Source organism: Cyanobacterium stanieri LEGE 03274 (assembly GCF_015207825.1).
Taxonomy (GTDB): domain Bacteria; phylum Cyanobacteriota; class Cyanobacteriia; order Cyanobacteriales; family Cyanobacteriaceae; genus Cyanobacterium; species Cyanobacterium stanieri_B.
Window position 1 is genome coordinate 56,464 of the sequence record NZ_JADEWC010000009.1, and the last position, 25,507, is coordinate 81,970.

Annotated in this window: 21 protein-coding genes and 1 other RNA gene; 14 read left to right on the forward strand and 8 right to left on the reverse strand. The window is 37.3% G+C overall.

Translation table 11 applies throughout. The features are described 5' to 3' along the window. Positions 1-63: 63 nt before the first annotated feature. Positions 64-1,812, reverse strand: coding sequence for a diflavin flavoprotein (locus IQ215_RS05800; protein WP_193800368.1), 1,749 nt, complete (start codon positions 1,810-1,812; stop codon positions 64-66). Between the two features lie 235 nt (positions 1,813-2,047). Between IQ215_RS05800 and IQ215_RS05805 the strand changes: the two genes are divergently transcribed. Then, entirely contained in the window at positions 2,048-2,632 is a 585-nt protein-coding gene (locus IQ215_RS05805; protein ID WP_193800369.1) for a hypothetical protein, read from the forward strand. Between the two features lie 33 nt (positions 2,633-2,665). Here the strand turns inward: IQ215_RS05805 and IQ215_RS05810 are convergent, their stop codons facing one another. Further along, positions 2,666-4,189 carry a serine/threonine protein kinase gene (locus IQ215_RS05810; RefSeq protein ID WP_193800370.1) on the reverse strand — a complete coding sequence of 508 codons (1,524 nt, stop codon included), beginning with the start codon at positions 4,187-4,189 and terminating at the stop codon, positions 2,666-2,668. Positions 4,190-4,424: 235 nt separating this feature from the next. Here IQ215_RS05810 and IQ215_RS05815 point away from each other — a divergent pair, with 235 nt between their 5' ends. After that, the gene (locus IQ215_RS05815) at positions 4,425-4,595 is read left to right on the forward strand and encodes a hypothetical protein (protein WP_193800371.1); all 171 of its coding nucleotides are present in this window, start codon (positions 4,425-4,427) and stop codon (positions 4,593-4,595) included. Between the two features lie 41 nt (positions 4,596-4,636). On the opposite strand, the gene nth is transcribed toward IQ215_RS05815, so the two are convergent. Next, positions 4,637-5,287: an endonuclease III gene (gene nth, locus IQ215_RS05820; protein ID WP_193800372.1), complete on the reverse strand. Its 651-nt coding sequence runs from the start codon at positions 5,285-5,287 to the stop codon at positions 4,637-4,639. A gap of 101 nt (positions 5,288-5,388) precedes the next feature. Then, positions 5,389-7,236, reverse strand: a complete 1,848-nt coding sequence (gene ftsH3, locus IQ215_RS05825) for an ATP-dependent zinc metalloprotease FtsH3 (protein WP_193800373.1) — start codon at positions 7,234-7,236, stop codon at positions 5,389-5,391. A 223-nt stretch (positions 7,237-7,459) separates the two neighbouring features. Here ftsH3 and ssrA point away from each other — a divergent pair. Further along, positions 7,460-7,850: a transfer-messenger RNA gene (gene ssrA, locus IQ215_RS05830) on the forward strand. Between the two features lie 99 nt (positions 7,851-7,949). Next, positions 7,950-10,202 (forward strand): glycoside hydrolase, encoded by a 2,253-nt coding sequence (locus IQ215_RS05835; protein WP_193800374.1) that lies wholly within the window; start codon positions 7,950-7,952, stop codon positions 10,200-10,202. 364 nt (positions 10,203-10,566) lie between these two features. Here the strand turns inward: IQ215_RS05835 and IQ215_RS05840 are convergent, their stop codons facing one another. The 3 genes from IQ215_RS05840 to IQ215_RS05850 all read right to left on the reverse strand — a co-directional run bounded on the left by IQ215_RS05840 (position 10,567) and on the right by IQ215_RS05850 (position 13,367). Continuing rightward, positions 10,567-11,292, reverse strand: a complete 726-nt coding sequence (locus IQ215_RS05840) for a heme oxygenase (biliverdin-producing) (RefSeq protein ID WP_193800375.1) — start codon at positions 11,290-11,292, stop codon at positions 10,567-10,569. A gap of 420 nt (positions 11,293-11,712) precedes the next feature. Beyond that, positions 11,713-12,678: an aldo/keto reductase gene (locus IQ215_RS05845; protein WP_193800411.1), complete on the reverse strand. Its 966-nt coding sequence runs from the start codon at positions 12,676-12,678 to the stop codon at positions 11,713-11,715. 47 nt (positions 12,679-12,725) lie between these two features. Then, positions 12,726-13,367: a GNAT family N-acetyltransferase gene (locus IQ215_RS05850; RefSeq protein WP_193800376.1), complete on the reverse strand. Its 642-nt coding sequence runs from the start codon at positions 13,365-13,367 to the stop codon at positions 12,726-12,728. 274 nt (positions 13,368-13,641) lie between these two features. On the opposite strand from IQ215_RS05850, the gene IQ215_RS05855 reads away from it, so the two are divergent. The 10 genes from IQ215_RS05855 (at position 13,642) to IQ215_RS05900 (ending at position 25,009) form a co-directional block, all read left to right on the forward strand. Further along, complete coding sequence (locus tag IQ215_RS05855; RefSeq protein ID WP_193800377.1) at positions 13,642-15,258, forward strand: hypothetical protein; 1,617 nt, start codon at positions 13,642-13,644, stop codon at positions 15,256-15,258. A gap of 185 nt (positions 15,259-15,443) precedes the next feature. Next, positions 15,444-16,382: a glycosyltransferase family 2 protein gene (locus IQ215_RS05860; protein ID WP_193800378.1), complete on the forward strand. Its 939-nt coding sequence runs from the start codon at positions 15,444-15,446 to the stop codon at positions 16,380-16,382. 38 nt (positions 16,383-16,420) lie between these two features. Next, entirely contained in the window at positions 16,421-16,825 is a 405-nt protein-coding gene (locus IQ215_RS05865; RefSeq protein ID WP_015223726.1) for a GtrA family protein, read from the forward strand. A gap of 160 nt (positions 16,826-16,985) precedes the next feature. Further along, on the forward strand, positions 16,986-18,269 hold the full coding sequence (locus tag IQ215_RS05870; RefSeq protein ID WP_193800379.1) for an FkbM family methyltransferase: 1,284 nt from the start codon (positions 16,986-16,988) through the stop codon (positions 18,267-18,269). A 272-nt stretch (positions 18,270-18,541) separates the two neighbouring features. Beyond that, positions 18,542-19,006, forward strand: coding sequence for a ribosome maturation factor RimP (gene rimP / locus IQ215_RS05875; RefSeq protein ID WP_193800380.1), 465 nt, complete (start codon positions 18,542-18,544; stop codon positions 19,004-19,006). Between the two features lie 50 nt (positions 19,007-19,056). Further along, entirely contained in the window at positions 19,057-20,298 is a 1,242-nt protein-coding gene (nusA, locus tag IQ215_RS05880) for a transcription termination factor NusA (protein ID WP_193800381.1), read from the forward strand. 195 nt (positions 20,299-20,493) lie between these two features. Continuing rightward, on the forward strand, positions 20,494-20,739 hold the full coding sequence (locus IQ215_RS05885; protein WP_193800382.1) for a YlxR family protein: 246 nt from the start codon (positions 20,494-20,496) through the stop codon (positions 20,737-20,739). Positions 20,740-20,910: 171 nt separating this feature from the next. Then, positions 20,911-23,949: a translation initiation factor IF-2 gene (gene infB, locus IQ215_RS05890; RefSeq protein WP_193800383.1), complete on the forward strand. Its 3,039-nt coding sequence runs from the start codon at positions 20,911-20,913 to the stop codon at positions 23,947-23,949. A 73-nt stretch (positions 23,950-24,022) separates the two neighbouring features. Then, positions 24,023-24,205 carry a hypothetical protein gene (locus tag IQ215_RS05895; RefSeq protein WP_193800384.1) on the forward strand — a complete coding sequence of 61 codons (183 nt, stop codon included), beginning with the start codon at positions 24,023-24,025 and terminating at the stop codon, positions 24,203-24,205. A 177-nt stretch (positions 24,206-24,382) separates the two neighbouring features. Continuing rightward, the gene (locus IQ215_RS05900) at positions 24,383-25,009 is read left to right on the forward strand and encodes a histidine phosphatase family protein (protein WP_193800385.1); all 627 of its coding nucleotides are present in this window, start codon (positions 24,383-24,385) and stop codon (positions 25,007-25,009) included. A gap of 27 nt (positions 25,010-25,036) precedes the next feature. Here the strand turns inward: IQ215_RS05900 and IQ215_RS05905 are convergent, their stop codons facing one another. Next, positions 25,037-25,471 carry a peroxiredoxin gene (locus tag IQ215_RS05905; protein WP_193800386.1) on the reverse strand — a complete coding sequence of 145 codons (435 nt, stop codon included), beginning with the start codon at positions 25,469-25,471 and terminating at the stop codon, positions 25,037-25,039. Positions 25,472-25,507: the final 36 nt, after the last annotated feature.

Genomic DNA, 25,507 nt, shown 5'->3' on the forward strand with positions numbered 1-25,507 from the left:
TTACACGGTGGGGCTAAAACATTCGCTTTTACTAAATCATGATCCAGCGCCCCTTAACCGTTATCAATAATGAGTGCCAGATTTACGATGATGTACCGCAGTAATACCATCATCCTTAAGCAATTTACCAGCCTTGGCGATCGCATACATAACCCAATGATCACCACATTCGAGGCGATTTTTTACCTCACATTCCACATAGGCAAGGGCATTATTCAAAACAGGGCTACCATTGTCTGCCACATCATGATCAATATTAACAAAACGATCTTCCCCCGGGGCAAAGGGTTTGAGAAAATGCTTCATCAACTCCACATATCTGCCTTCCTCAAGGATATTGAGGGCAAAACAACTACCAATGGGTAACAAAGACTCGATCGCCCTTTCCTTTGCCACTGCCACCGTTAAACCGGGGGGGTTAAAAGTAGCCTGAGATACCCAAGAAGCCACCATGGCGCCCTTGATTTCATCCCTTTGGGTGGTGACAATACACAACGAACCCACTAAACGCCCCAAAGCCTGTTCAGTTCTGGCGGTGAGGGAATTAGCGGCGGCGGATTCCTTCGATTTGAGAGCCTTTTTACGTTTTTTCAGGGCTTGGGCGAAATCTGTACCCGCTTCCTCACAGGTTTTTAACACCGCTTCAGTGGGTTTAAACTTGACTCGGATGGTATCAAAACCAAAACGATAACCCCCATCTTTGAATTTATTTTCTAATAAATCGATGGCCTCTCCACTCCAACCAAACGAACCGAATGCCCCCACTAATTTATTCTTATCGGCGTTGGCAAGGGCTATACCGAGGGCGCTTTGGATTTGGGTAGGGGCGTGGCCGCCGAGGGTGGGAGACCCGAATATGAAGCCGTCACAGCCTTGTATGGCGTTTTTAATTTCCTCACTTCCCGCAAATTCAGCGTTAATGGATTCTACCCTTACCCCTGCTTTGGTGATGCCACGGGCGATCGCATTGGCTAGGGTTGCTGTGTTACCATAGGCGGACGCATAAACAAGGGCAACGTTAAGAGTCTGATTTTTTTGGACTTCCAACCACTGTTGATATAACCCTGTTAATTCCGTCAAACCATAACGCACCAAAGGGCCATGGTTAGTGGCATAGATGAAAGACTCTTTTTCCTTCACCTTCTCTATGGCTTTACTTATTTGCGTGGCATAGGGCGCAATGACACAATCGAAATAATGTCTTCTGTCTTCTTGGTAGATACTCCAACCCTCGTCCAAAATTTGATCACCGCACACATGGGCTGAAAATAATTTATCGGTGTAAAATACTTTGGTCTGATTATCGTAGGTTAAAAGTTGGTCAGGGTAACGGGGATTAGGGGTGGTAATGAATTCTAGTAAATGTCCTTTGCCTAAATCTAGTTGTAGGTCATTTTTGACGGCGGTAATATTGAGGGGATTTTTGCTGAGGGTTTCTTGATAGTTATTCTCGAAAATGGTTTGTAGAGATTTTGCCCCCGTGTTGGAGATAATAATATTAATTTGGGGGGCTTTTTGCACTAGGGTATTAATGGTTACTGCTCGATTGGGGTTGATATGTCCTAAAATGAGATAGTCAATTTTTTCTAAATCAACTCTTTGCTCTAGGGCATCTAAAAAAATCTCGGTAAAGGATTCCCCGGGAGGATCAAACAGGGCGGTTTTTTCTGCTTCAATGACAAAAGAATTGGCGGTAGTGCCTCGATTTAAGCCGTATTCTACCTCGAATTTGAGTCTATCCCAAGTACGAGAGCGAAATACCCTTGTGTTAAGGGCGATCGGGGTAATTTGAACATCTTTTGATTTTGTCATATTATACTCAGGGTTTAATATTTTTTTATGGGGAGTAAAAATTAATTTTATTTTTTATCGATATTTTCTATTTTATCTTCTAACTCTCACCTGTCTCTAACTTATCAGCAAGAGGAGGGAATTAATATCAACTAGGAGGAATTCTTTGCCATCTAAATTCCCCGATTTCGAGGTACTTCAATAATCAACAACATAAAAAAATTAATTGTCAATTGTCAATTGTCCACTGTTATTTATGGAATACAAAACGAACAAAAATCAACAACTAAGTTTATTTGAACCTTCTGCCACTTATCAGTTTAAAAAACCATCTTTAAACCAAGAATATAAGATGAGTGATAATTATCTACAAAGTTGGAAAAAAAGAATTTATAATTATCAGCAAGAAGCGAAAAAAGAGCAGATAAAGCAAACTAATTTATTAACCTCTGAAAATAATATAACATGGGATACAGACAATTTTGATCCTTTTTCTATCCCTACCCATACAGATCAATTTTATAATTTACCTAAATATAATGAGAGTGAAAGTTGTTTATATTTTATTTTAGATACGGAATTACCTTTATTACTTTATGTGGGGGAAACAAAATTATCACCCTATCAAAGATGGTTAAATCATGACTGTAAAAGTTACATTCAAAGATATATTGAACTTCATCGTCAATATAAAATTACTACTACGGTGCGATCGGCTTTTTGGTGGGGTATTTCTCCCGAACGTCATATCAGACAAAGGTTAGAGCGAGATTTGATTCTTAAGTGGCGATCGCCCTTTAACAAAGAATCATGGCAACATTGGGGACAACCATTTAAATAGGTATTACTCAAAAAATGTAACCATGAAAATAAATTACGCATTAATTTCCCCATCTCGATTAAATTCTAACTCTTTTAAAATATCACCCTTCATCGACTCCAAATCAGACTGTAACTTTTTCTTACTTACCATAGCTTGACGCTTATCCGCAATATTTAACATCTTACTAACCGACACCCATTGTTTAATATTTGTCCTTTGTTTAAGCATAATTTTAAAAGGTAAAAAATTAACACATCGGTTAGACTCATTAAGAGGAAAAAATAAAAGATAATATTTTTTTGAATCACTTAATAAATCAGCAATTTGTTGACCCATATTAGTTTTTAAATCTAAATAACAGGGTAACCAACGCGCCCCCAACTCAGGACTATATAAAATACTTAACCAAAGAATCATCGGATGAGGATAACTTTGAAAAATAAATCGATTGTAGCGAACATTCTCCATTCTTTCCTCAATATCATCACCATCCAACATCGTACAAAGAGTAAGAATTTGCTCATCATTAAACTTAGTCACCCGAGGAAAAACTATTTTTTGTTGAGGTTTATTCTTCGGCCATAAAGTATTTAATAAAAAAGAATCTTTATTTTGTTTTTTGTCCTTATTCGTATTAGTAAATAAATAGGTAGTTTGACTACTATTAGACTCAGAAAAATTACCAAGATTGAAATTTTTTCGAGCAATTAACTCTAATCTTTGTCTAATTTCCCCCACATTTTGTGGCCTCAATCGGGGAATTTTTTTCAAACATTGCATAACTAATTCCCTTAATTCCCTAGGAATATCCAATGCTGAAGGTAAGTCATTAGGAGGAATTTCCACATGAGCTTTGTACCATTCTCCCACCGAATTATGCTCTAATTCCCAAGGCAATTTTTTAGCCAACATTTCATACATAATGATACCCAAGCTATAAATATCAGCACGATTATCAACATCATTACCCTGTAATTGCTCAGGGGAAGCATAACGAGGAGTACCCGCAAATTCCTCCTCCCGATGCTGAGAATCTTCTTGACTTAACTTAGCAATACCAAAATCAAGAACTTTAATTTTCTCCCTACCATCATCACCATCAACCACAAAAACATTAGTAGGTTTTAAATCTCGATGAATCACAGGACAAACCTTACCCAGAAAAATAATACCATTGTGGGCAGTTTCTAAAGCAAAACAAATTTGACGGGTAAGATGAAAGAAAGTTTCTAAGGATATTTCATGGAATTCAATAAAGTCCGCTAGATTTTCCCCTTCTAACAACTCCATCACATAAAATGGTATTTTATTTTGGTCAATACCATAGTCACTTACCCTAACGATATTAGGACACATTTCTGAGAGTAAAGCACTGATGGTGGCTTCCTGCTGAAATCTATCAATCATTTTCATATCATCAAGAGCCTTTGCCAAAATTTTTACTGCCACAGTATTTTGACGGGAAACCGTATCTTTGGCTCGATATACCTTTCCCATTGCTCCTGTGCCTACTATTTCTAGCAGTTGATAGCGTTGTACTAGCAGGTTTTCGGCTGATGACTCCTTACTGTTCATTGTTGCTAATCACTTTATTGAATTATTTCATTATTATATATTTTCGTTCACCATTTAAGACTCAATTAGAATCGGTATTAAGTTTTGTATGATGGGAAGATCAATTTGAATTATTTACCTTTGATATTAGTTAATTTTTTGAGAAAAAATGGCAACTATAAAACATATAATGTTAAGATGTTTACGAAACTTAATATTTTATTGAGTTAAACAATTATTAAAGGAGATTACCATTATGGCAAAGACCGAACCTACCACCACCCCCAAAATAGAAGATCCTAAATTTGGTTTTAACACCTACGCCGAAAAATTAAATGGTAGAGCGGCGATGATCGGATTTTTAATCACCCTCGGCATTGAATATGCCACTGGTCAAGGTTTATTATCTTGGCTTGGTTTAGTATAAGTTGACGATAATGAGAACTAGAGTTAAGGGGATTTTTCCCCTTATTTTTTTTGGTTTTTTTTGTAGTCTGAGCAAAGATGAATCAGTTGACACATATCACATTGGGGCTTTCTAGCGTTACATACAGCCCTACCATGGTAAATAATACTAATGGAAAAGTTTTCCCATTCTGGTTGGGGTAACAGTTTCATTAAATCTTTTTCAATTTGTATGGGTTGACTATTTTTGGTTAATCCTAGACGGTTACTAAGTCTTTTTACATGGGTGTCCACCGTTACCCCTTCAATGATACCAAAAGCATGGGCTAGAACTACATTAGCGGTTTTTCTGGCTACCCCCGGTAAGGTTAATAATTCTTTCATGGTTTGCGGTACTTCTCCGTTAAATTCCTTGACTATTTTGAGACAAGTGCCCTGAATATTTTTGGCTTTATTACGGAAAAAACCTGTAGAACGGATCAAGGTTTCCACTTCTTCTCTATGCGCGTGGGCAAGGCTAGGGGCATCGGGAAATCGGGCAAACAAATTGGGGGTTACTTTATTTACTCTTTCATCGGTACATTGAGCCGAAAGGATAGTAGCTACTAGCAATTGTACGGGGGTTTGATAATCGAGGCTACAGGTAGCATCGGGGTAAAGGGTTTTGAGGATAGATAGTATTTCTTGTGCTTTTCTTTTTTTGGTCAGTCTCATGGTGGGTGTTAACAAAGGTTACTTTAATTTTGCACAAAAAAGGGACTTAACAATATGTTAAGCCCCTTGGAATTTTAGTTAACTTTGAAAATATCTAGGAATTAGACGATCGCAGCCATTTTCACATCACTACTATTAAGGATTTCCTGTAATTCGTCAGCTTCAACGGTTTCTTTTTCCACTAACATGGCGGCTAATTTATCAAGGATAGGACGATTTTGAACTAAAACGTCTTTTGCTCTTTGATAAGCTCTTTCTACTAATTGGGTCACTTCCTCATCAATAGTGGCCGCGGTGGTGTCTGAGAAGTCACGATCTGAGGCGATGTCTCTACCCATAAATACGTTACCACTCTGACGACCTAAGGCAACAGGACCAAGGCGATCGCTCATACCGAAACGAGTAATCATTTGACGGGCAACCCTTGCCACCTGTTGTAAGTCATTGGATGCACCAGTGGTTACTTCTTCTTCACCGAAAATGATTTCTTCGGCAATACGTCCTCCAAGGGCTACAGCCATTTGATTTTGTAAGTAGGAGCGAGAATATAACCCTGATTCCATACGATCTTCACTAGGAGTAAACCAAGTGAGTCCTCCTGCACGTCCACGGGGGATAATACTAATTTTTTGGACTGGGTCATAGTCAGGCATCAAAGCACCCACAAGGGCGTGTCCTGCTTCATGGTATGCCACGAGGGTTTTACGTTTTTCGCTCATGACACGATTTTTCTTCTCAGGGCCGGCCAATACACGGTCGATGGCGTCGTTAACTTCATCCATAGAAATTTCAGTCAGGTTACGACGGGCGGCCAAAATAGCGGCTTCGTTGAGCAGGTTGGAAAGGTCAGCTCCTGTAAATCCGGGAGTACGACGGGCAATTTTTTCCAAATCCACGTCTTTGGCAAGGGTTTTACCTTGGGCGTGAACTGATAAAATTTCCGCTCTGCCAGAGAAGTCGGGGCGATCAACCACTACTTGACGATCAAAACGTCCTGGGCGTAATAAAGCGGAGTCGAGAACGTCAGGACGGTTGGTGGCAGCGACAATGATAATACCGGTGTTGCCTTCAAAACCATCCATTTCGGTGAGAAGTTGGTTCAAGGTTTGTTCCCTTTCATCGTTACCACCCCCTAAACCGGCACCTCTTTGGCGACCTACGGCGTCAATTTCATCGATGAAGACGATACAAGGGGCGCTCTGTTTGGCTTGTTCAAACAAATCACGAACCCGAGAAGCACCAACCCCGACAAACATTTCTACGAACTCAGAACCAGAGATGCTGAAGAAAGGAACTCCTGCTTCCCCTGCTACCGCTTTGGCAAGGAGGGTTTTACCTGTCCCTGGAGGCCCTACCAAAAGAACCCCTTTAGGAATTTTTGCACCAATGGCGGTAAATCTTTCACCGTTTTTGAGGAAGTCCACCACTTCGGTAAGTTCTAGTTTGGCTTGTTCAATCCCTGCTACGTCGGCGAAGGTAACTTGGGTTTGGGGTTCCATTTGTACTCTGGCTTTGGATTTACCAAAGTTCATAGCCTGAGAACCAGGGCCGCTGGATGCACGGCGAAGAAGGAAAAATAAACCGACTAAAAGCAATACGGGGAAGAAAAGACTGCTGATGGCTCTAAACCAGAAACTGTCATCACTTTGGGGAACTACAGAAATATCAACTCTATTTTCCGAGAGAATATCAACTAATTGGGGGTCGTTAGGTAGGTTTACTAAAAACCTTTGTCCATCCCTTGCGGTGGCAATGGCCTGGGTGCGATCGGCACTCAATTGTACTCTTTCTACTCGACTGCCTTCTACTTCATTAATAAATTGACTATATTTCCAGCTCGACTGTTGTTCTTGTGGGCGATCTAAAAACGCTGTGGCTAAGGCTACGACGACTACTGCAAGTATTGCATATAGTCCGACGTTACGCCATTTTTTATTTTCTTTGCTCACTTATGGATAGCCTCCTTTAAATTTATATTCTTATTTTATCAATGGGTCTTGATAATAAATGAGAGCTTTTTTGCTACTGTTTTTTATTTGTTATTTCTATGTTAACTTATGTTACGGATTTTTAAAGTTTTTCTAATAAATCTTTCTGGTTTAAAGTGTTCAAAAAAACCACTTTGCCCCCTTGTCAATTGGAGAGATAAAAGTTATGATGAATATATATCAAGGGACTGTAACGGTTTCGACAGGTTAGTGAAAGCTGACCCGTGATACAGGTCGAGAGTGAATCTCCTCTCGTTAATCAAAGATTCAAAAAAATAGTAACTGCGAACAACATCGTTCCTTTTGCTCGTAAAGCCGCTCCTGTAGCTGCCTAAGACCAAAAAACTTGGTTCGAGCGCTTATAGTGTGACTCCGTTAAGCATTATAGGCAACCCCCAACGGATGCTCTCTGGTACTGTTTCTAGTCAGTTATAGAGAAAAGATAATACTAGAAAATCCTGCTATCAGGGATAAGTGATAGTTCCCGCCCTGCGGATCAAAGGGGCTAAACCTGTGAATGAGCGATAAGTAAATAACTGATTTGGACAGCAGTTCGACTCTGCTCAGTTCCATTAGTCGAATAAAAAGAGGACGCAAAATGCGTTCTTTTTTTTTGCCCAATTTATTTAGTGCTAATATCAGTGAAGGAAAAAACTGAATAACAATGATCATCCATGGCCCATCCTCTCTATGTCGCCTTTATCTGGCATCAACACCAACCCCTATATAAATCTCGTTTATCTAAAGATAGTTTAGGGGCTGACTATCGTCTTCCTTGGGTAAGGCTTCATGGCATAAAAGATTATCTGGATTTGATTTTGATGTTGAAAAAATATCCTGCGCTCCATCAAACGGTGAATTTAGTTCCTTCTTTGATTATGCAGTTGGAAGATTATGCCCATGGAGATGCCTTAGATCCTTACTTGGCTTTGACTTTAACCCCTGTGAGTATGTTAACCCTTGAGCAAAAGGGTTTTATTGTGGATAATTTTTTTGATGCCAATCACTATCATATGATTCGCCCCCATGGCCGTTATGAGGAGCTTTTCCAACACAAGCATATTAAGGGTAAACAGTGGTGTTTGGATAATTGGACGGATCAAGATTTGAGTGATCTTTTGGCATGGCATAATTTGGCTTGGTTTGATCCTCTTTTTTGGGATGATGCAGATATTGCCCGTTGGTTAGAAAAAGGTCGTGATTTTACCCTGAGCGATCGCCAAAGGATCTATAGTAAACAAAAAGAAATTATTGCCAGAATTATCCCTGAACATAAAAAGATGCAGGATGAAGGACAGTTGGAGGTGACGACAACCCCTTACACTCACCCTATTTTACCGTTACTTAATGATACTAATGCAGGGAGGGTGGCACTACCCCATATGGAATTACCTGTAAGTCGTTTTCAGTGGGGGGAGGATGTTCCCCGTCATTTACATCGGGCATGGACTATGTATCAAGAGCGTTTCGGGCGATCGCCCCGAGGATTGTGGCCTAGTGAGCAATCCATTAGCCCTGAAATTTTACCCCATATTGCCAAGGAAGGGTTTAAGTGGATATGTTCTGATGAAGCGGTATTGGGTTGGAGTTTTAACCACTTTTTCCACCGTGACGAAACGGGAAATGTTTATGAACCTGAGGTATTATATCGCCCCTATCGTTTAGAAACTGACCATAGGGATTTAAGTATTGTTTTTCGAGATCACCGTTTATCAGATCTCATTGGTTTCACCTATGGTGCCATGAAGCCTCAACAGGCAGCCTGTGACTTGATTTCACACCTACAGGCGATCGCCCGTACCCTAGCAGATAGACAATCCAGTGATAACACCACCCTCGACGAACCTTGGTTAGTTACCATTGCCCTCGATGGCGAAAACTGTTGGGAATTTTATGAGCAAGACGGTAAACCTTTCTTAGAAGAACTTTATCAAAACCTCTCCCACGCTCACGACATTAAATTAGTTACAGTGTCTGAATTTGTCGAGCAGTTTCCCCCCACCCATACCATCAAAAACTCCCAGTTACATAGTGGCTCATGGATTGACGGTAATTTTTCCACGTGGATAGGCGAGCGCACTAAAAACCGAGCATGGGACTATCTGAGCGCCGCCCGACAAACCTTAGCCAAACATCCCGAAGCCACCCCAGAAAATAACCCCGATGCTTGGGAAGCCCTTTATGCCGCGCAAGGCTCCGACTGGTTTTGGTGGTTTGGAGATCCCCATCACTCCTCCCATGATGATATGTTTGATCAACTATTCAGAGAACATCTCATCGCCCTCTACCAAGCCCTTAACGAAACCGTACCCCAATATCTCCATCGCCCCGTGGCTAACCCCAACCAACGCTCCACAGGAGAACAGCCCCCCAGTAGTTATATCAGCCCCCTAGTGGATGGAAAAGGAGATGAACAGGATTGGGAAAAAGCAGGAAAAATTAAAATTGGTAGTTCACGGGGTACTATGCACCGTACCAGTCTTATTCCCGCTATTTATTACGGTTGGGATCATCTAAACTTCTATTTCCGCTTCGATGTCAAATCAGGAGCCGTAGCAGGGCAAGACCTACCCTCAGAACTCCATTTATTGTGGTACTATCCCCATCGCCCTGGCCATAATAGCCCCATCCCCCTCGCCCATGTACCAGATCAAGATCCCCTAAACTACCATTACCGTCATCATCTCGGTATTAATTTAGTCACTAAAACTTATTGGCTACAGGAAGCTGGATCTGACTTGCGTTGGCATTCCCGTTATAGCAGCGCAAGGATTGCCTTGGATCAATGTATCGAAATTGCTGTACCTTGGCAAGATTTACACCTCGATCCTGATCAGGAAATTAACTTAATTGCCATACTTGCTGAAGAAGGTAAATTCAAAGAGGCTTTACCCGAAGAACATTTAATCCGTCTGCAAGTACCTTAAATTTAAAAAATAGCCGTTGCTGATTTTAGGTATGATTTCTGGTTGAAAAAGGGAACAGGGAACGGTTCTAATATTTAGAAGTCTTATTTTTTAGTGTAATTCAACTATATTTCGTATCATAATTAAGCAATGTCAAAAATATTTTACGGCTTGGGGTGGACGATCGCCCCGTGCCATGTTATATTTGTATTATAATGGAAGGCTAAGCATTTTTAAATGTAAATATACAGATTCCCATTATTAACAACCTAGTTACATCATCGCACGGCAAAAATAAAAAGACAAGAAAAAAAGCGATTTTTTAACAATTTTTAACATAAAAAAAATCCCCATGATAGGGGATTAACAAAGCAACAGAAAAAGATTATTCAGCGGTAGCCAATTCACCCTCAGAATTGTTCTGATTACGACGACGGCGAGTAGTTAAGCTATTAAATAACATCTTACCGATAGCCATAATCAAATTACCTTCTAACTCTTGGAACATTTTCATATTCATGCCAAAAGCGTCATTGGCTTCCTGTACGATGCGATCGGCAGTTTCCTGATCCACAGGTAAATCATTCAAACATTGACGATACTTTACTTTAAAAGCCTTCTCATCATCAATAGTTTCAAACTCATAAAAAGCAGTACCCTGATCATCTAAATTCATTGCTTTTTGGGCAATATTTTTGAGGATTTGACCCCCAGAAAGATCTCCTAAATAACGGGTGTAGGAATGGGCTGCAAACAATTCAGGAGCATTTTGGGCGATTTCATGGATGCGATCTACGTAGGCTTGTCCATGGGGAGTGATTTGAATTTCATTTTTCCAGTTAGGTCCATAATAAAATTGAAGATCTTTGGCTAAACTGGGCTGACGATTTAACTCAGGGAAGTAAATAGGTTTAATGAGGGGATGATCTTTGAGGCGTTCCATTTCTTCTTCCATGGCACCATATACAAAGTAGAGGTTAGCAGCTAATTTACGGTAAGAATTTTTTTCCACTACCCCTTTGAGGAAACACTTAATAAATCCCATGTTTTCCGCCATGGAGTGGGATTTTTTAGTTCCTTCTTTCAACATTGTGGCTAAGTTTACGCTCATATTTTTATTTATTCCTGATTATTAAGTTTTATGTTTATAAAAATTTACAAAAAGTCTTTGATTCCTAGTTTTCTACCTTAAACTGAATTAATCTCATTTTGTATTAAGAATTTTTACAACTTGTCGTAATGATTGTTTACAAAAAAAATCGGCTTTGCTGGTTTTAGATATGATTTTTCACTTGGACAGGGAATGGGGGATAGGCAATGGTGATAAAGTGTTAGATATTAAGTATTTTTCTTTACACGATAAGTCTAGTGAGCGACTCAATACTAAATGCAATGAGTAAAATTTATTATCACCCACCATGTAATAAATTACACGGCTAACAGTCAACGTTCAATAAATTGAACTAAAATTAATGGTTTTAATATCTTTGTTAATTAATTTTATTGGTTTACTCTACTCAGGGAATTGAGTTTAATTGTCAAAATTCCATAAAACGGGGTTATCATCAAAGTGTTTACTTACTTCCGTGCCAATATCACTAATTTTTGCTAAATCTTGATCGCTGATTTTGATATTTCCTGCTTTGATATTTTGTTCCACCTGTGAAGCATTCCTAGCGCCTACAATAGCTTGGGTTTGGCATTGGGCGATTAACCAGGCGATCGCAACTTGTCCTAAACTACAATCATACTTGTTTGCTATGGGTTGTAATAAATCCAAGGCTTTTTGAACTCTATCCCAGTGGGGTTGTTGAAACAAACGATTATTAACCCGATGATCACCCTCCTCAAACTGTGGACTTGAGCCAAATTTACCTGTTAGAATACCTTGAGCAAGGGCAGAATAGGATAGGATAGACAGATTATTTTCCACACAATAGGGCTGAATTTCCTTTTCTACCCCCCGCCAGAATAAAGAATAGGGAGGCTGAATGCTAACAATTTCCCCATACTGCCTTGCTTCCTTTAATTGTGCCACAGAAAAGTTAGATACCCCGATCGCCCTTATTTTGCCATCATCCTTGAGTTTGTTAAGCGCCTTCATCGTTTCTTCTATAGGTACAATATCACTATTCCAAGTACCAGAAGGCCAATGAATCTGATATAAATCAATGTAGTCGGTACTCAAATTCTGCAAGGAATTTTCACAGGCACTGATTACTTGATCATATTTGAGATGGTTGGCGAATACCTTGGTAGCATATACCACCTCGTCTCGAATATCCTTAACCGCTTTAGCGACGATTCTTTCGGAATGTCCTTCCCCATAAACCTCGGCGGTGTCGATGGTGGTGATGCCTCCCTCTACGGCAGTACGAATGGCTTTTATACTCTCATCATCATCAATACCTGCCCACATTCTTTTACCTGCTTGCCATGTACCCATTATAATGGGAGTGATTTCGATATTGGTATTACCTAATTTTCTTTTTTCCATGGTTAAATAAATCTTAATTTTTTTCATGGTAACATAGGATTTTATGATTAAAAAGTATCACTTAATTCTATGATTTGAGGTATTTTTTTGACTAAAAAATATATATTTTTGTGATTAGGTTGATCGTAAAAATATTGATATACTAATGTGATTAATTGTTCTATTAATAAATTATCAATTTCATATGTTTGATAATCAGGATAAACCATCAAAATCATTTCAGGGGATTTTTGTTTAGATAATTTGGGTAATAAATAAGGAACATCTTTGATAATTTTTGCTCCTAATCTGAGATAAAAATTAACCCGTCTTTGTTTTAGTTCTTTGTCTGGAGGAAACAAGGGATTTTCTACTTCTAAAAGTAACCATTGATTATGTTTTTGTAGTTGTTCTTGTATAAAGATCATAAAATCTTTTCCTAGTCCTTGACCTCGATATTCTGGAGAAGTCGCTAAATATCCGAGTAAGGTAAAATTAGTTTGCGGTAGAGGGGATAAAATAGCCATCAAAATAACTTTTTCTTGATCTTTTTTTATCCATAGTTGAAAAATTCTCGTTTCAATCTTATTTTTGATAACATTACAGGATAATTTTTCGCTGAGGGGAAATGATTGCTCATAAAGTGCGATCGCCCCTAAAAACTCATTGCCACTAATATCCGTTACCGTTACATAATTACAGGAAAACATTATCAAATTCAATCCCTTGGTTGTATAAAGAAAGACCAAATAATAGACAAATTATGGAAAATTAAACAAGGAAACATAAAATTTGTGATGAATAAAAACCAATAATTTAATTATGAGCAAATTAATAATTAGATTGTAATTTTATGATCATGATGAAACATTTTAACAGTCTTTTCATTTTCATGTTGCACTAAAATACTGTGTCTGATATAATTCAAATTTACTCAAATAAATTTGAAGGTTTAAAATATCTCTCAATGTAAAATTAATAATTATGTTGACACATAAGTTAAAAAATAATATACAGATTAAAATTTTTTATTTATTGCTTAAGCACCTACTTATCTTAGGTGTTTTTAGTTTATCAGTTTATGATCTTTATCAAGTAGATAGTATTACATTACTTTCCACTAATGCGGATATAATTCAATTACCTGTGTTATCGATGGATTTATCATCCAATCTATCAAATATATGGGGATGGAGATTACCTGATGCTCCCTATTATTTTCCTGATACAATTTTATTTTTATTAATTGCTTTTTTGCTTAACAATCCTTTATTGTCAATAATATGTTACGCAATTATTCAATGGTACCTATTTTTTATTGGTCTACGCTTTTTATATAAAGAATTAGGAGGTAAAAATATCGGTATTTATGACTGTATATTTTTATTATTCACCTTATTTTTTATTAATTTACATCCAACACGTTTTGGAAAGCTACACGATATATCATGGATTTTTACCATACCATTTCTCAGCTATATACATTTTGGAGCTTATTTAGTTTCTATTTTTTGTTTAGCATCTACCCTATCTTATTTAAGAACATCACAAGAAAAACAATTATTGCTAAGTAGTATTCTGATTTTTTTCACGAGCTTATCTAACTTGCAAATTATTATTTATTTTGTATTACCTTTTTTATTCGCCATTACAATATTAACTAAACTAAAACTTGTTAAATTCAAAGATTGTAAAAAAACATATATAGCATTTTCTATTCCATGTATTTTTGGTACTATTTTTTATAAATTTATTGATCCTTTATCTAGCAAAACTTCGCTACCATTTAAATGGAGTAATATAGTATATTCTCTCAATAGGGTTTTTGAAGATATTATCTCGATTAATCCAGAATCAAAATTCTTTTTATTCGTAAATTTAATAATACCAACAATTGCTTTTATTTATCTTTTATCTTTTCTTATTAAATACTATATTAAAAATTATAAATTTTCCCAAACACAAAATAATATATTTTTACTAAGTATCTTTACAATTTCGGGTATAGTCCTGAATTTTTCTAGTGTAATGATTTTAGGCAAATATATAGATATCGGTAGTTTAAGGTACTTTTTGTTTATATTTTATAACCCACTTATATTTTCAATTTTATTGTCGTTAGTTTACTTATCAAAGTTGAAATATCAATGGTTAAAACAAATTCAATATTTGACTCTGATTATCTTCAGTCTTAATATTGTCTTACAAATATCTTTACTAGAGATAAAATCAATCACTCAAGTATTTCCGCCCCCAGTATATTATGGTTGTTTAGCAAACAAAACCACGGCAGGTTTAGCTGGATATTGGGAAACAAAACCACTTATACTATTCTCTCAAAAAAATCTTCAAATTGGTACAATTACAGACTTTGGAAACTTATACCATTTTAACAATAACATTTACTGGTATCAAAATAGTTGGCATGAGTCAGGCTCACAACCAAAATTTGAATTTATTTTTACCAGATCTTTAAATAAAGATAAAATTTTAGAAAAATATGGTCAACCTGAACGAATAGAAAGTTGTCATGATGATGAAATATGGTGGTATTCTGATTATGAAAATATTTATAATATTCTTTTAAATAAAAATTTTTAAATTTTATTTACATAGTAGAATGTGTTTGTTTAAAAAATGTTTTTAAAAAGAAAATAATATTAAAACTTTTTTACAAACTAGGTTAGTATTTTTTTTGTGGATAAATAAAGAACTATATATATAGTTCTTTATCTTCTATTTAGATTTTTTATATTCATTTAGTCTAAACAATCAAATTGAAAATCATGGACAATAATATAGACTTATCTTTGTTGGTTCCCTGTTACAACGAGCAGGATAACTTGGACTACTTATTTCAAAAACTAACAGAAGTTTTGGATAGTCTCAATATTGTTTATGAAATCATTTGTATTAATGACGGTAGTAAGGATAATACTTTATTAAAACTTATCGAATACCGTATGCACAATAGTGACGTCAAAATTATTAATTTATCTCGTAATTTTGGTAAAGAAGCTGCCATGACAGCAGGATTAGATTACGCAAAGGGAAAAGCTGTTATACCTATTGATGCAGATTTACAAGATCCTCCCGAATTAATTAAACAATTTTGGTTTAAGTGGCTAGAAGGCTATGATGTAGTTTATGGGGTAAGAATTGACAGAAAAGGTGAATCTTGGATCAAGAAAATGACTTCTAAATATTTTTATCGCTTTATTGGTAAAATAAGCGACACACCGATTCCAGAAGACACAGGAGACTACAGATTAATGGATCAAAAAGTAGTACAGGCTCTTAAACAAATGCCTGAAAGAAATCGTTTTATGAAAGGATTATTTTCCTGGGTTGGATATAAACAAACTGCCATCTACTTTAGTCGTGAACCTCGGCAAAGTGGCAAAAGTCGCTTTAATTATTGGAAGTTATGGAATTTCGCTATTGATGGAATTACATCTTTTAGCTCTATTCCTTTAAAAATTTGGAGTTACTTTGGTTTGATTGTTTCTTTTTTGGGACTTATTTATGGTTCTTTTCTAATTATTAGAACTCTTATTTCTGGTGTTGAGGTTCCTGGTTATGCTTCAACAATTGTCACTATTTTATTTTTGGGTGGAATTCAACTAATAACTTTAGGTATATTGGGTGAATATACAGGAAGAATTTATCAAGAAGTTAAACAACGTCCCATATATCTAGTACAAGAAACATACGGTTTTGAATAAAATTTAATTTTTATGATTCCATTGGAGAATTATTGATAATGATAAAAATAATACTTTCATTGATAGATATAAAAGTTTTTAAATTTTTATTTATTGGTGGCTTTTGTGCATTGTTAACCCTTGCATTAATGTATTTTTTAACATCAATACTTTTGATTAATTATTTAATTTCTGCAGTTATAACTATTCTTGTTACTAATTACATTGGATTTTTTCTTAATAAGGTATTTACATTCCAAACAGATAAAAAATTATTTTGGAGAGAATTATGGAAGTATTATGGCGTTATGTTATCCAGCAACATGATCAATCTATGTATTATATACACTTTGGTTGATATTATTAGAATATGGTATTTATATGCCAATATGATTTCTATTGTAGCTTTAACCCCAGTTAATTATTTACTTCATAAGTATTGGAGTTTTAAAAAAAAGTCTTGATGAATTGAATAATAAACAAGTTTTTCAATCTTTAAGTTATAACTCAATGTTAATTTACTACCTACATTATTTTCAGATATTTTTTATTAGTCTAAATGAGTCGAAAATTATGATCAAATAATGCTAAGATTTAAGCTGTAAAATCAACAGAGGTCATTAAATGTCAATTTTTGGTGATGATAAATATTGGAATAGTACCTATCAATTTATCAAAAAAAACTGTAAAAAAGGTGACTTAGTAATTGCCCCCACTCCCTTTGAACAAGAGTTAGAAAACACTATCGATTACTCAAAAATTAATTCCTTAGATATAAAAAACATTCAATGGTTCGTAATTCACAAAGGAATGATTGAGGACTTAGATAGAGAATTTATAGATCAAGCAATAGAAAAATTATCGCCCGTCTTTGCCAACGAAGTTTTTGTAATACTATCCCAAAACGATAAACTAAACAAAATTGCGGCAGATAATATTCATCTTACAACCCTGTCAGAATCCATGGAAAAAACTCCTTCAAAGAGTCAGTATGATAATTTAGTATCTCTTGTGCCCAATTTTATTTCTCGTCAATTCAATAATAAAAATAATATATTTTTTGACATAAAACAAATAGTAAAAAAACATAGAGAAGAAGTACAATTATCCTGTCGACAAAACTACCAAACAGCTTATCTAGGTAACGGAATTCTTCTATGCCGAGTTTTAACAAAATACTTTTGTTACGTACAAGCCGATGATATAGGAATAGCCCCCCATTTATCTCTGAATGGATATTGGGAAATGTGGATTACAGAAGCAATTACAGATGCAATTCAACCAGGTTGGCATTGTATAGATATAGGTGCAAATCACGGTTATTATTCATTAATAATGGCAGATATTGTCGGTTCTTCTGGCCATGTTATCGCCATTGAGCCTAATCCAAACATAGAAAAACTACTCAGACGAACCATGGAAGTTAATGGATTTTTGGGTAACAACTCAGAAGTTATTCAAATGGCAGTTGCTGATGAAATCGATAAAACAGTTAACTTATATCTCCCAGAAGGAAGAGGAATTAATGGCTCAATTTGTGCAGGAGTTTCCGAAGAAGAATTATCCCAAAATCAGGATAACGTCTTTCCCGTGCAAACCACCACTTTAGATGAATTAACCAAAGATTGGCAAAAAGTGGACTTTGTCAAGATTGATGCTGAGGGGGCAGAAGAATCTATCTGGAAAGGTATGCAAAATACCATCACCAAAAATCCTGACATTAACATCGTTCTCGAGTTTGCCCCTGTGCGCTGTGATAACCCAAAAGCCTTAATAGAGGAAATAGTTAAGGCAGGATTTATTCTTAGATATATAGACTATGATGGAAAATTAAAAATTTTAACCATTGATGAATGTTTGACGAAGCATCCCTCAGAAGATTGGATGCTTTTCCTGAAAAGAAATTGAATTATCAAAAAAAATAGACTATAATCAATCCTAGAAGGTTCTAATATTTCCTTGAAAGTTGAAAAATACAAGACCATTGTATTTAAATAGCCAACAGTTGAGTCCATAAAAACTCTTAAATCATCGTCAGAACAAGGACTATTTTGGCTAAGAAGTAATCAGAACCTGAACCGCCAATCCTGAGAAATGATCTCTTAAAAGTGGGTGATACCCGCTTTTTTTGTTGCTTGTTAACAACCATTTATCAACCGAGTTTTAACGCTGATTTTTTTATGACCCATCCTTTGATAACAGAAATAACGGAGTTAGCAACTCCCATTGCTGAACAATTAAATCTTGAAATAGCTAACATAGTATTCCAAACAAATAAAAATCCTTCTTTATTAAGAGTTGATATTCGTAATAGAGTAGGGGATACCAGTCTTGATGATTGCGAAAAAATGAGCCGTTTGTTAGAGGAAATATTAGAAGGTAAAGATATTATTGCCGAGGCTTACTCTTTGGAAATATCTAGTCCTGGTATAGCGGACGTGTTGACAACGGATCGAGAATTTATCAGTTTTCAAGGTTTCCCAGTCATGGTAAAGACTCACACGCCTCACAAAAAAAAGACTCAATTTGAGGGAACTTTACGTAGTCGGGATGAGGATTTTGTTTATCTTAACTGTAAAGGACGTATTGTGAAAATTCCAAGAGAATTAGTTGAGCAGGTTAGTTTACGCAGTGCCAGTGAATAAATTAAAAATTTAACACCATTATTGATTATTAGTTATTTAGTGAAAAAAATATGAGTATTGTTCAATTACCCGGATTAAGTTTTTTAATAGAAGAAATTAGTCAAAGTCACAGTTTATCCCAAAGTGCAGTCCAAGAAGCTCTTAGAGAGGCTTTGTTTAAAGGATATGAACGCTTTCGTCGTGCCAAACAAAGTAATTTACAAAATGGTTTTAGTGAAGATTATTTTGATAATTTTCGGGTGGAATTAGATATTGATGAAGAAGGATTTAGGGTTTTAGCTCTAAAAACAGTGGTGGAAAATGTAGAAAATCCAGATCATGAAATTCCTTTGGCTGAGGTTATGGAAGTAAACCAAGAAGCTAGGGTAGGAGATGAAATGGTGGTAGATGTCACCCCCGAGCAAAAAGACTTTGGGCGTATGGCCGCAATTCAAACTAAGCAGGTTTTACAACAAAAATTACGGGATCAACAACGGTTGATGATTCAATCTGAATTTAAAGAGTTAGAAGGCACTGTGCTTCAAGCGAAGGTACAACGTTTTGAGCGTCAGTCGGTAATTATGACGATCCAAAGTGCTTATGGTCGTCCGGAAGTAGAAGCGGAATTGCCTCGTTCTCAGCAGATAAATAGTGATAATTATCGAGCTAATGCTACCTTTAAGGTGTATCTCAAGCAGGTGCGTGAAGGTTCTCAAAGAGGTCCACAGTTGTTGGTATCCCGTGCCGATGCTGGTTTAGTGGTGTATCTTTTTGCTAATGAAGTGCCTGAAATTGAAGAAGAAATAGTACGCATAGTGGCGATCGCCCGTGAAGCCAACCCCATGAGTAGATATGTAACAGCCAGAACTAAAATAGCGGTGGATAGTCTCGATAAAGATGTTGATCCCGTCGGTTCTTGTATTGGTGCGAGGGGTTCTCGTATTCAAGCGGTAGTCAATGAATTAAAAGGAGAAAAAATTGACGTCATTCGTTGGTCTCCAGATCCTGCTATATATATAGCTAACGCCTTGAGTCCCTCCCAAATCGATCTCGTAGAATTACTAGATCCTGAAGAAAAACAAGCCATGGTCGTTGTCCCCGATAATCAACTGAGCCTCGCCATTGGTAAAGACGGACAAAATGTTCGCCTAGCGGCTCGATTAACAGGATGGCGCATCGATATAAAATCCAAGAGCGACTATCAAAAAATGCAACAAGAAAAAGTTTCTCAAACCCCCGTCATGGTAGAAGAAAACAGCCCAGAGGAAAATCAAGAAATCATGAGTCCAACTTCATCCACAGAAGAAGAATAGTACATATCATCAGTTCGGGATTTGTCAGTATGGTAGGGACTCAGTACACTACGTCTGTACAGGTTACGGTTCATAGTTTATTAATTTTTACACCTTTACAAGACTATAAATTTTATCCCGAACTCAGGTTAAATATATATTCTCTCCATCGGAAAAATCATATTTTTTCCACCATTGTTGTTTTAAAAAGAAAAAATGCCCCCAAAAAATTATCGTCGTTGTGTAAGTTGTGGATTGATAAGCTCTAAACACGATTTTATTCGAGTTGTGAGAAACTTTCCCAGCCACCACATCACCATTAACCAAGGTATGGGAAGATCGGCATATGTTTGTCCTCGCCTTGAGTGTATCACCATTGCTCAGAAAAAAAAGCGCCTAGGTAGGACTTTACGAACTACTATGCCCCCTGAAATTTATGATCAATTAAAAAGTAGATGTTAGGCTAAAAAAATACCACTAGACTCATTCAATTAAAAAATATTAAGAAAATGTAACATATAGTTTTCTCTCCCAAAAACCGTGGAGATAACGAAGAAAACAAATCTCAATTAAAATAAAGAATAAACCAACATAAAATAAATTATAATATATTAGACTTAGGGCAATTTTTGGATGAAAAACGGAAAAATAAGAATATACGACCTATCAAAAGAACTAGCATTAGAAAACAAAGACGTACTAGAAATATGTTCTCAATTATCAATTGACGTAAAAACTCACAGTAGTACCATCTCTGAATCTCAAGCACAGAGCATTAAAGAAGCCGCAAAGAATTATCGTATGACATCGTCAAACAACAAGAAAGGGAAAAACCAAGACCATCAAAAAAAGAAAAATCAAGTGCCAGACTCCAAAACCAATAAACCAAAATTAGAGATTGTTGCCTTATATAAGAAAAATCGTGACCAAGAACAAAAGTCTGGGCAATCTCCAGAGAGCAAAAATGATAATCAAGATACCCCTACTCTTTTAAGTCCTCCTCGTCCCCAACGTCCTAGCGTCGATCAAGGAAAATCCAAAGCACCATCTCCAGAAAACAAGTCCACAGGGGACCTTAAGAGTCCTCCCCCTCGTCCTGAGAAAAATGCTCAAAATGGCGATGATAAAAGTAGTTTCAAACCTGAACTTAAACGGCCTCCTTCTCCTCCCTCAGCTCCAACCCAGAAAGAAGAACAGCCCTCTGGTAAGCCTCGCTCTGTGGCGAAATTAATGGATTCTATTGAAGGTGACAGAAAACCCAAACCAAAAATTAAGGGTAAGCCTTCAAAAATTGCTAAAAATAAACAAGAACAAAGCTCGGATTCTGATCAAAGCCAAGAAAAAAAAGTGGCTCAGCCCGTTGCCACCAAGGGAGATAGTGAGAAAAAAACCATAAAATCTCCGCCAAAACCTAAGTTACAAAAGCCCCCCGAACGCCCCGTTGCGATCGCCCCAGAACCCGATTTAGATGATGATCTTGATAATACTCAAAATAACACCGAAGATGATTTCGATAATGAACCCGTATTATTAGAAAAACCAAAACGCACCAAGCAAAAAGTTAAAAAACCCTTAGTCAAAGATTCCCCTGCGGTGTGGGAAGATGATGACGATAGTGGTAAAGAAAATAAAAAATCAGGGAAAAAACGTCGCTCCTTTGTACTTGAAGACGATGATGACGATTTAATTGATTATCTTGATGGAGATAACGACTCAGAAAATAATTTAAACTTAGCCTTAGCAAGACCTGATAAACCTGCGAGTAAAGCTCCTAAACCAGCCGATCGCACCAAAGCCCCCCGTCGTCAAAAACCAAAATTAGATCGCTCTGATAATAGTTCTTCCAACAAATCCAACGAAAGTAACAAAAAACCAAAACAAGAAAAAGAAGTTCCTCAGGAAATTACCCTTAAGCAAAGTCTTACTCTGCGGGAGTTAGCTGATATGCTTAATACCCCTGATACCGAAATTATTAAAATGCTATTCTTCAAAGGCATTGCGGTTAACATTACCGAAACCCTTGACCTTGAAATCGCCAAGATGGTAGCAGAAGAATTAGGGGTAACGGTAATCACAGAGGAACAAAAAGCCAGCGCCATTAAAACTGAAATGTTAGCCGAAGCCGATTTAGATAATCTTTCTAATCGTCCTCCTGTGGTCACTATTATGGGTCACGTTGACCATGGTAAAACTACCCTCCTCGATTCAATTCGTAATACCAAAGTGGTGCAAAAAGAAGCAGGAGGCATCACCCAGCACATTGGTGCTTACCATGTGGATGTGGAGCATGAGGGAACAACCCAGCAGGTAGTATTTTTGGATACCCCCGGTCACGAAGCATTTACCGCCATGAGGGCAAGGGGAGCTAAAGTTACTGACATTGCTATCTTGGTAGTGGCCGCCGATGATGGGGTTCGTCCTCAAACCAGAGAAGCCATTAGCCATGCTAAGGCCGCAAAAGTTCCCATCGTGGTAGCTATAAACAAAATTGATAAGCCAGAGGCCAATCCCGACCGAGTTAAGCAAGAATTGAGCGAATTAGAGCTAGTTCCCGAGGATTGGGGTGGGGATACCGTAATGGTGCCTGTTAGTGCTTTAAACGGGGAAAATCTCGATGCCCTATTGGAAATGATTGTTTTAGTCTCTGAGGTAGAAGACTTATCCGCAAATCCCGATCGCCCCGCTAAAGGTACAGTTATTGAAGCCCATTTAGACCGAGCCAGAGGGCCTGTGGCTACCCTATTGGTACAAAATGGAACTCTGAGGGTTGGAGATGTATTTGTGGCGGGTTCTGTGGCTGGTAAAATCCGTGCCATGATCGATGACCGTGGGGAAAAAGTAGAAGAAGCCAGTCCCTCCTTTGCGGTGGAGGTTCTTGGTTTAAATGAAGTTCCCCAAGCAGGGGATGAGTTTGATGTTTATCCTAGTGAAAAAGAAGCAAGGGCGATCGCTGAAAGTCGAGCAGCTGAAGATAGAAACAGTCGCTTACAACAAGCCTTATCTTCCCGTCGAGTAACCCTAAGTACCCTTTCTGCCCAAGCACAACAAGGGGAACTTAAGGAATTAAATATCATTCTCAAAGCCGATGTCCAAGGTTCAGTGGAAGCCATTTTAGGCTCTCTAAAACAACTACCCCAAAAAGAAGTTCAAATCCGTGTACTGCTCTCTAGTCCAGGAGAAATTACCGAAACAGACGTGGATTTAGCGGCCGCCAGTGGTGCAGTGGTCATTGGTTTTAACACCACCCTTGCCCCAAATGCCCGTCAAGCTGCCGAACAAGAAGGGGTGGACATCAGAGAATATAACGTCATCTATAAGTTATTAGATGAAATTGAAGGAGCCATGGAAGGTTTACTAGATCCTGAAGAAGTAGAAGAAGGTTTAGGAAAAGCTGAAGTTCGTGCCGTTTTCCCTGTGGGTAAGGGCGCTGTGGCTGGTTGTTACGTGCTATCAGGTAAAGTAGTTCGTAACCGCTTTATCAGGGTATTACGTAATGGGGAAGTTATCTATAATGGTAATCTTGACTCTTTACGCCGTGTCAAAGATGATGTGAAAGAAGTTGCATCGGGTTTTGAATGCGGTATCAGTATCAATAAATTTGGTAACTGGAAAGAGGGAGATATTATCGAAGCCTATGAAATGGTATTTAAACGTCGTACCCTTTCTCAGTAGATAACCACACTACAATAATGTTTTAGAGGGCAGATTTTCTGCCCTTTTTAGTGAAAATTTAGCTTTGTTAATAATGTCTCAACAGGGAAAATCTTGCCATAAATGTGGTCAAATAGTAAAAATTCGTTATCGTATTCAGTGGGATAATAGTGAGCAATGGTATCAAGTATGTCCAGACTGTTGGCAAAAAGTTTCACAAAATAATCCTTATTATCGTTATGGGGGTACTTGGAAGGCTAAAAGAAAACGATCCTGATTAAGTAATACCAAATCCGATTTCATCACCTCCCTTGCCATGAATTACCTTTGTAAAGGTGTAAATAATTGACAATTAATAAACTATTACCTGTAACCTGCAACCAGAAGCCTGTATGGACGTACCATGGTACGTCCCCTACTATACTGACAAATCCCGAACTGAGGTTAAATAAATATGTGGATTGTTAGACATGGTAACAGGCATGATTTTGTCTATCCTGAATGGTTTAATCATGCTGAAAAAAAATATGATCCGCCCTTATCGGAAGATGGCATAATTCAAGCTAAAGCAGTGGCGAAAAGATTAGAAAATGAACCTATTAAATATATTTTTTGTTCTCCTTTTTTACGAGCGATACAAACTGCTTATCCCATTGCGATCGCCCTTAACTTATCCATTAACATTGAATCAGGACTAGGAGAATGGCATAATAAGGATTGGATGGACACCCCACCCCTTACCCAATACCCTGATAACCTCGAAAAAAAATATCTCGATATAATCAACTGGAATTATCAACCTCAGATATATCCCCAATATCCTGAAACTTTAGAGGAAATATATCAGCGCACCGCCACCACTAGCAAAATACTAACAAAGTATCCTAACTCCCTCATAGTAGGGCATAGTGTCGCTATCCAAGGGATAATTAAGGCTTTACTAAATAAAAACTATCAACCCCTAACCATACCCCTGTGTAGCCTCAGTAAACTTCGCTATGTTAACAAGCAATGGCAGTGGGAAATACAAGCCGATACTACTCATTTAAGCCATCTCCCACCGCCAAAAATTGCCCAGTAGAGACAACGCCCCTACCATGACAGATAATTAACCAATGGTTTTTAAAACATCTTGGGCATGGGTGCTAGTTTGTACACTACTATCTACATGGGTGATAACCCCTTCACCGTTGATAATATAGGTGACACGTTTGGCATAACCACCGCCATCCACATCATAGGCTTTAGTAATAGCTTTATCACTGTCAACCAAAAGCTGGAAAGGTAAACCATACTTTTCCTTGAAGGCTTTGTGGGATGCTTCGTCATCCACACTCACACCCAAAACTACCATGTCTTTGTTTTGATATTCTTCGTAGTTATCACGGAAACTTTGGGCCTGTTTGGTACAACCAGGGGTATCATCTTTAGGATAGAAGTACATTACCACGATTTTTCCTGCAAAATCCTTTAGGGAGATGGTGTTTCCTTGATCATCTTTGGTGGTAAAGTCAGGGGCTTTGGTGCCTACACTAAGAGCCATAATTATTATTCCTATCTTTTGATTAATTTGCTACTA

Excerpts from the sequence above, each read along its gene's own strand:
- IQ215_RS05805 (WP_193800369.1), top strand. The coding sequence starts at position 2,048 with ATGGAATACAAAACGAACAAAAATCAACAACTAAGTTTATTTGAACCT.
- IQ215_RS05895 (WP_193800384.1), top strand. The coding sequence starts at position 24,023 with ATGTCTCAACAGGGAAAATCTTGCCATAAATGTGGTCAAATAGTAAAA.
- IQ215_RS05810 (WP_193800370.1), bottom strand. The coding sequence starts at position 4,189 with ATGAACAGTAAGGAGTCATCAGCCGAAAACCTGCTAGTACAACGCTAT.
- IQ215_RS05835 (WP_193800374.1), top strand. The coding sequence starts at position 7,950 with ATGGCCCATCCTCTCTATGTCGCCTTTATCTGGCATCAACACCAACCC.
- IQ215_RS05870 (WP_193800379.1), top strand. The coding sequence starts at position 16,986 with ATGTCAATTTTTGGTGATGATAAATATTGGAATAGTACCTATCAATTT.
- IQ215_RS05800 (WP_193800368.1), bottom strand. The coding sequence starts at position 1,812 with ATGACAAAATCAAAAGATGTTCAAATTACCCCGATCGCCCTTAACACA.
- IQ215_RS05860 (WP_193800378.1), top strand. The coding sequence starts at position 15,444 with ATGGACAATAATATAGACTTATCTTTGTTGGTTCCCTGTTACAACGAG.
- IQ215_RS05815 (WP_193800371.1), top strand. The coding sequence starts at position 4,425 with ATGGCAAAGACCGAACCTACCACCACCCCCAAAATAGAAGATCCTAAA.
- IQ215_RS05840 (WP_193800375.1), bottom strand. The coding sequence starts at position 11,292 with ATGAGCGTAAACTTAGCCACAATGTTGAAAGAAGGAACTAAAAAATCC.
- IQ215_RS05850 (WP_193800376.1), bottom strand. The coding sequence starts at position 13,367 with ATGTTTTCCTGTAATTATGTAACGGTAACGGATATTAGTGGCAATGAG.
- rimP (WP_193800380.1), top strand. The coding sequence starts at position 18,542 with ATGACCCATCCTTTGATAACAGAAATAACGGAGTTAGCAACTCCCATT.
- IQ215_RS05885 (WP_193800382.1), top strand. The coding sequence starts at position 20,494 with ATGCCCCCAAAAAATTATCGTCGTTGTGTAAGTTGTGGATTGATAAGC.
- IQ215_RS05855 (WP_193800377.1), top strand. The coding sequence starts at position 13,642 with ATGTTGACACATAAGTTAAAAAATAATATACAGATTAAAATTTTTTAT.
- IQ215_RS05900 (WP_193800385.1), top strand. The coding sequence starts at position 24,383 with ATGTGGATTGTTAGACATGGTAACAGGCATGATTTTGTCTATCCTGAA.
- infB (WP_193800383.1), top strand. The coding sequence starts at position 20,911 with ATGAAAAACGGAAAAATAAGAATATACGACCTATCAAAAGAACTAGCA.
- nth (WP_193800372.1), bottom strand. The coding sequence starts at position 5,287 with ATGAGACTGACCAAAAAAAGAAAAGCACAAGAAATACTATCTATCCTC.
- IQ215_RS05845 (WP_193800411.1), bottom strand. The coding sequence starts at position 12,678 with ATGGAAAAAAGAAAATTAGGTAATACCAATATCGAAATCACTCCCATT.
- IQ215_RS05865 (WP_015223726.1), top strand. The coding sequence starts at position 16,421 with ATGATAAAAATAATACTTTCATTGATAGATATAAAAGTTTTTAAATTT.
- IQ215_RS05905 (WP_193800386.1), bottom strand. The coding sequence starts at position 25,471 with ATGGCTCTTAGTGTAGGCACCAAAGCCCCTGACTTTACCACCAAAGAT.
- nusA (WP_193800381.1), top strand. The coding sequence starts at position 19,057 with ATGAGTATTGTTCAATTACCCGGATTAAGTTTTTTAATAGAAGAAATT.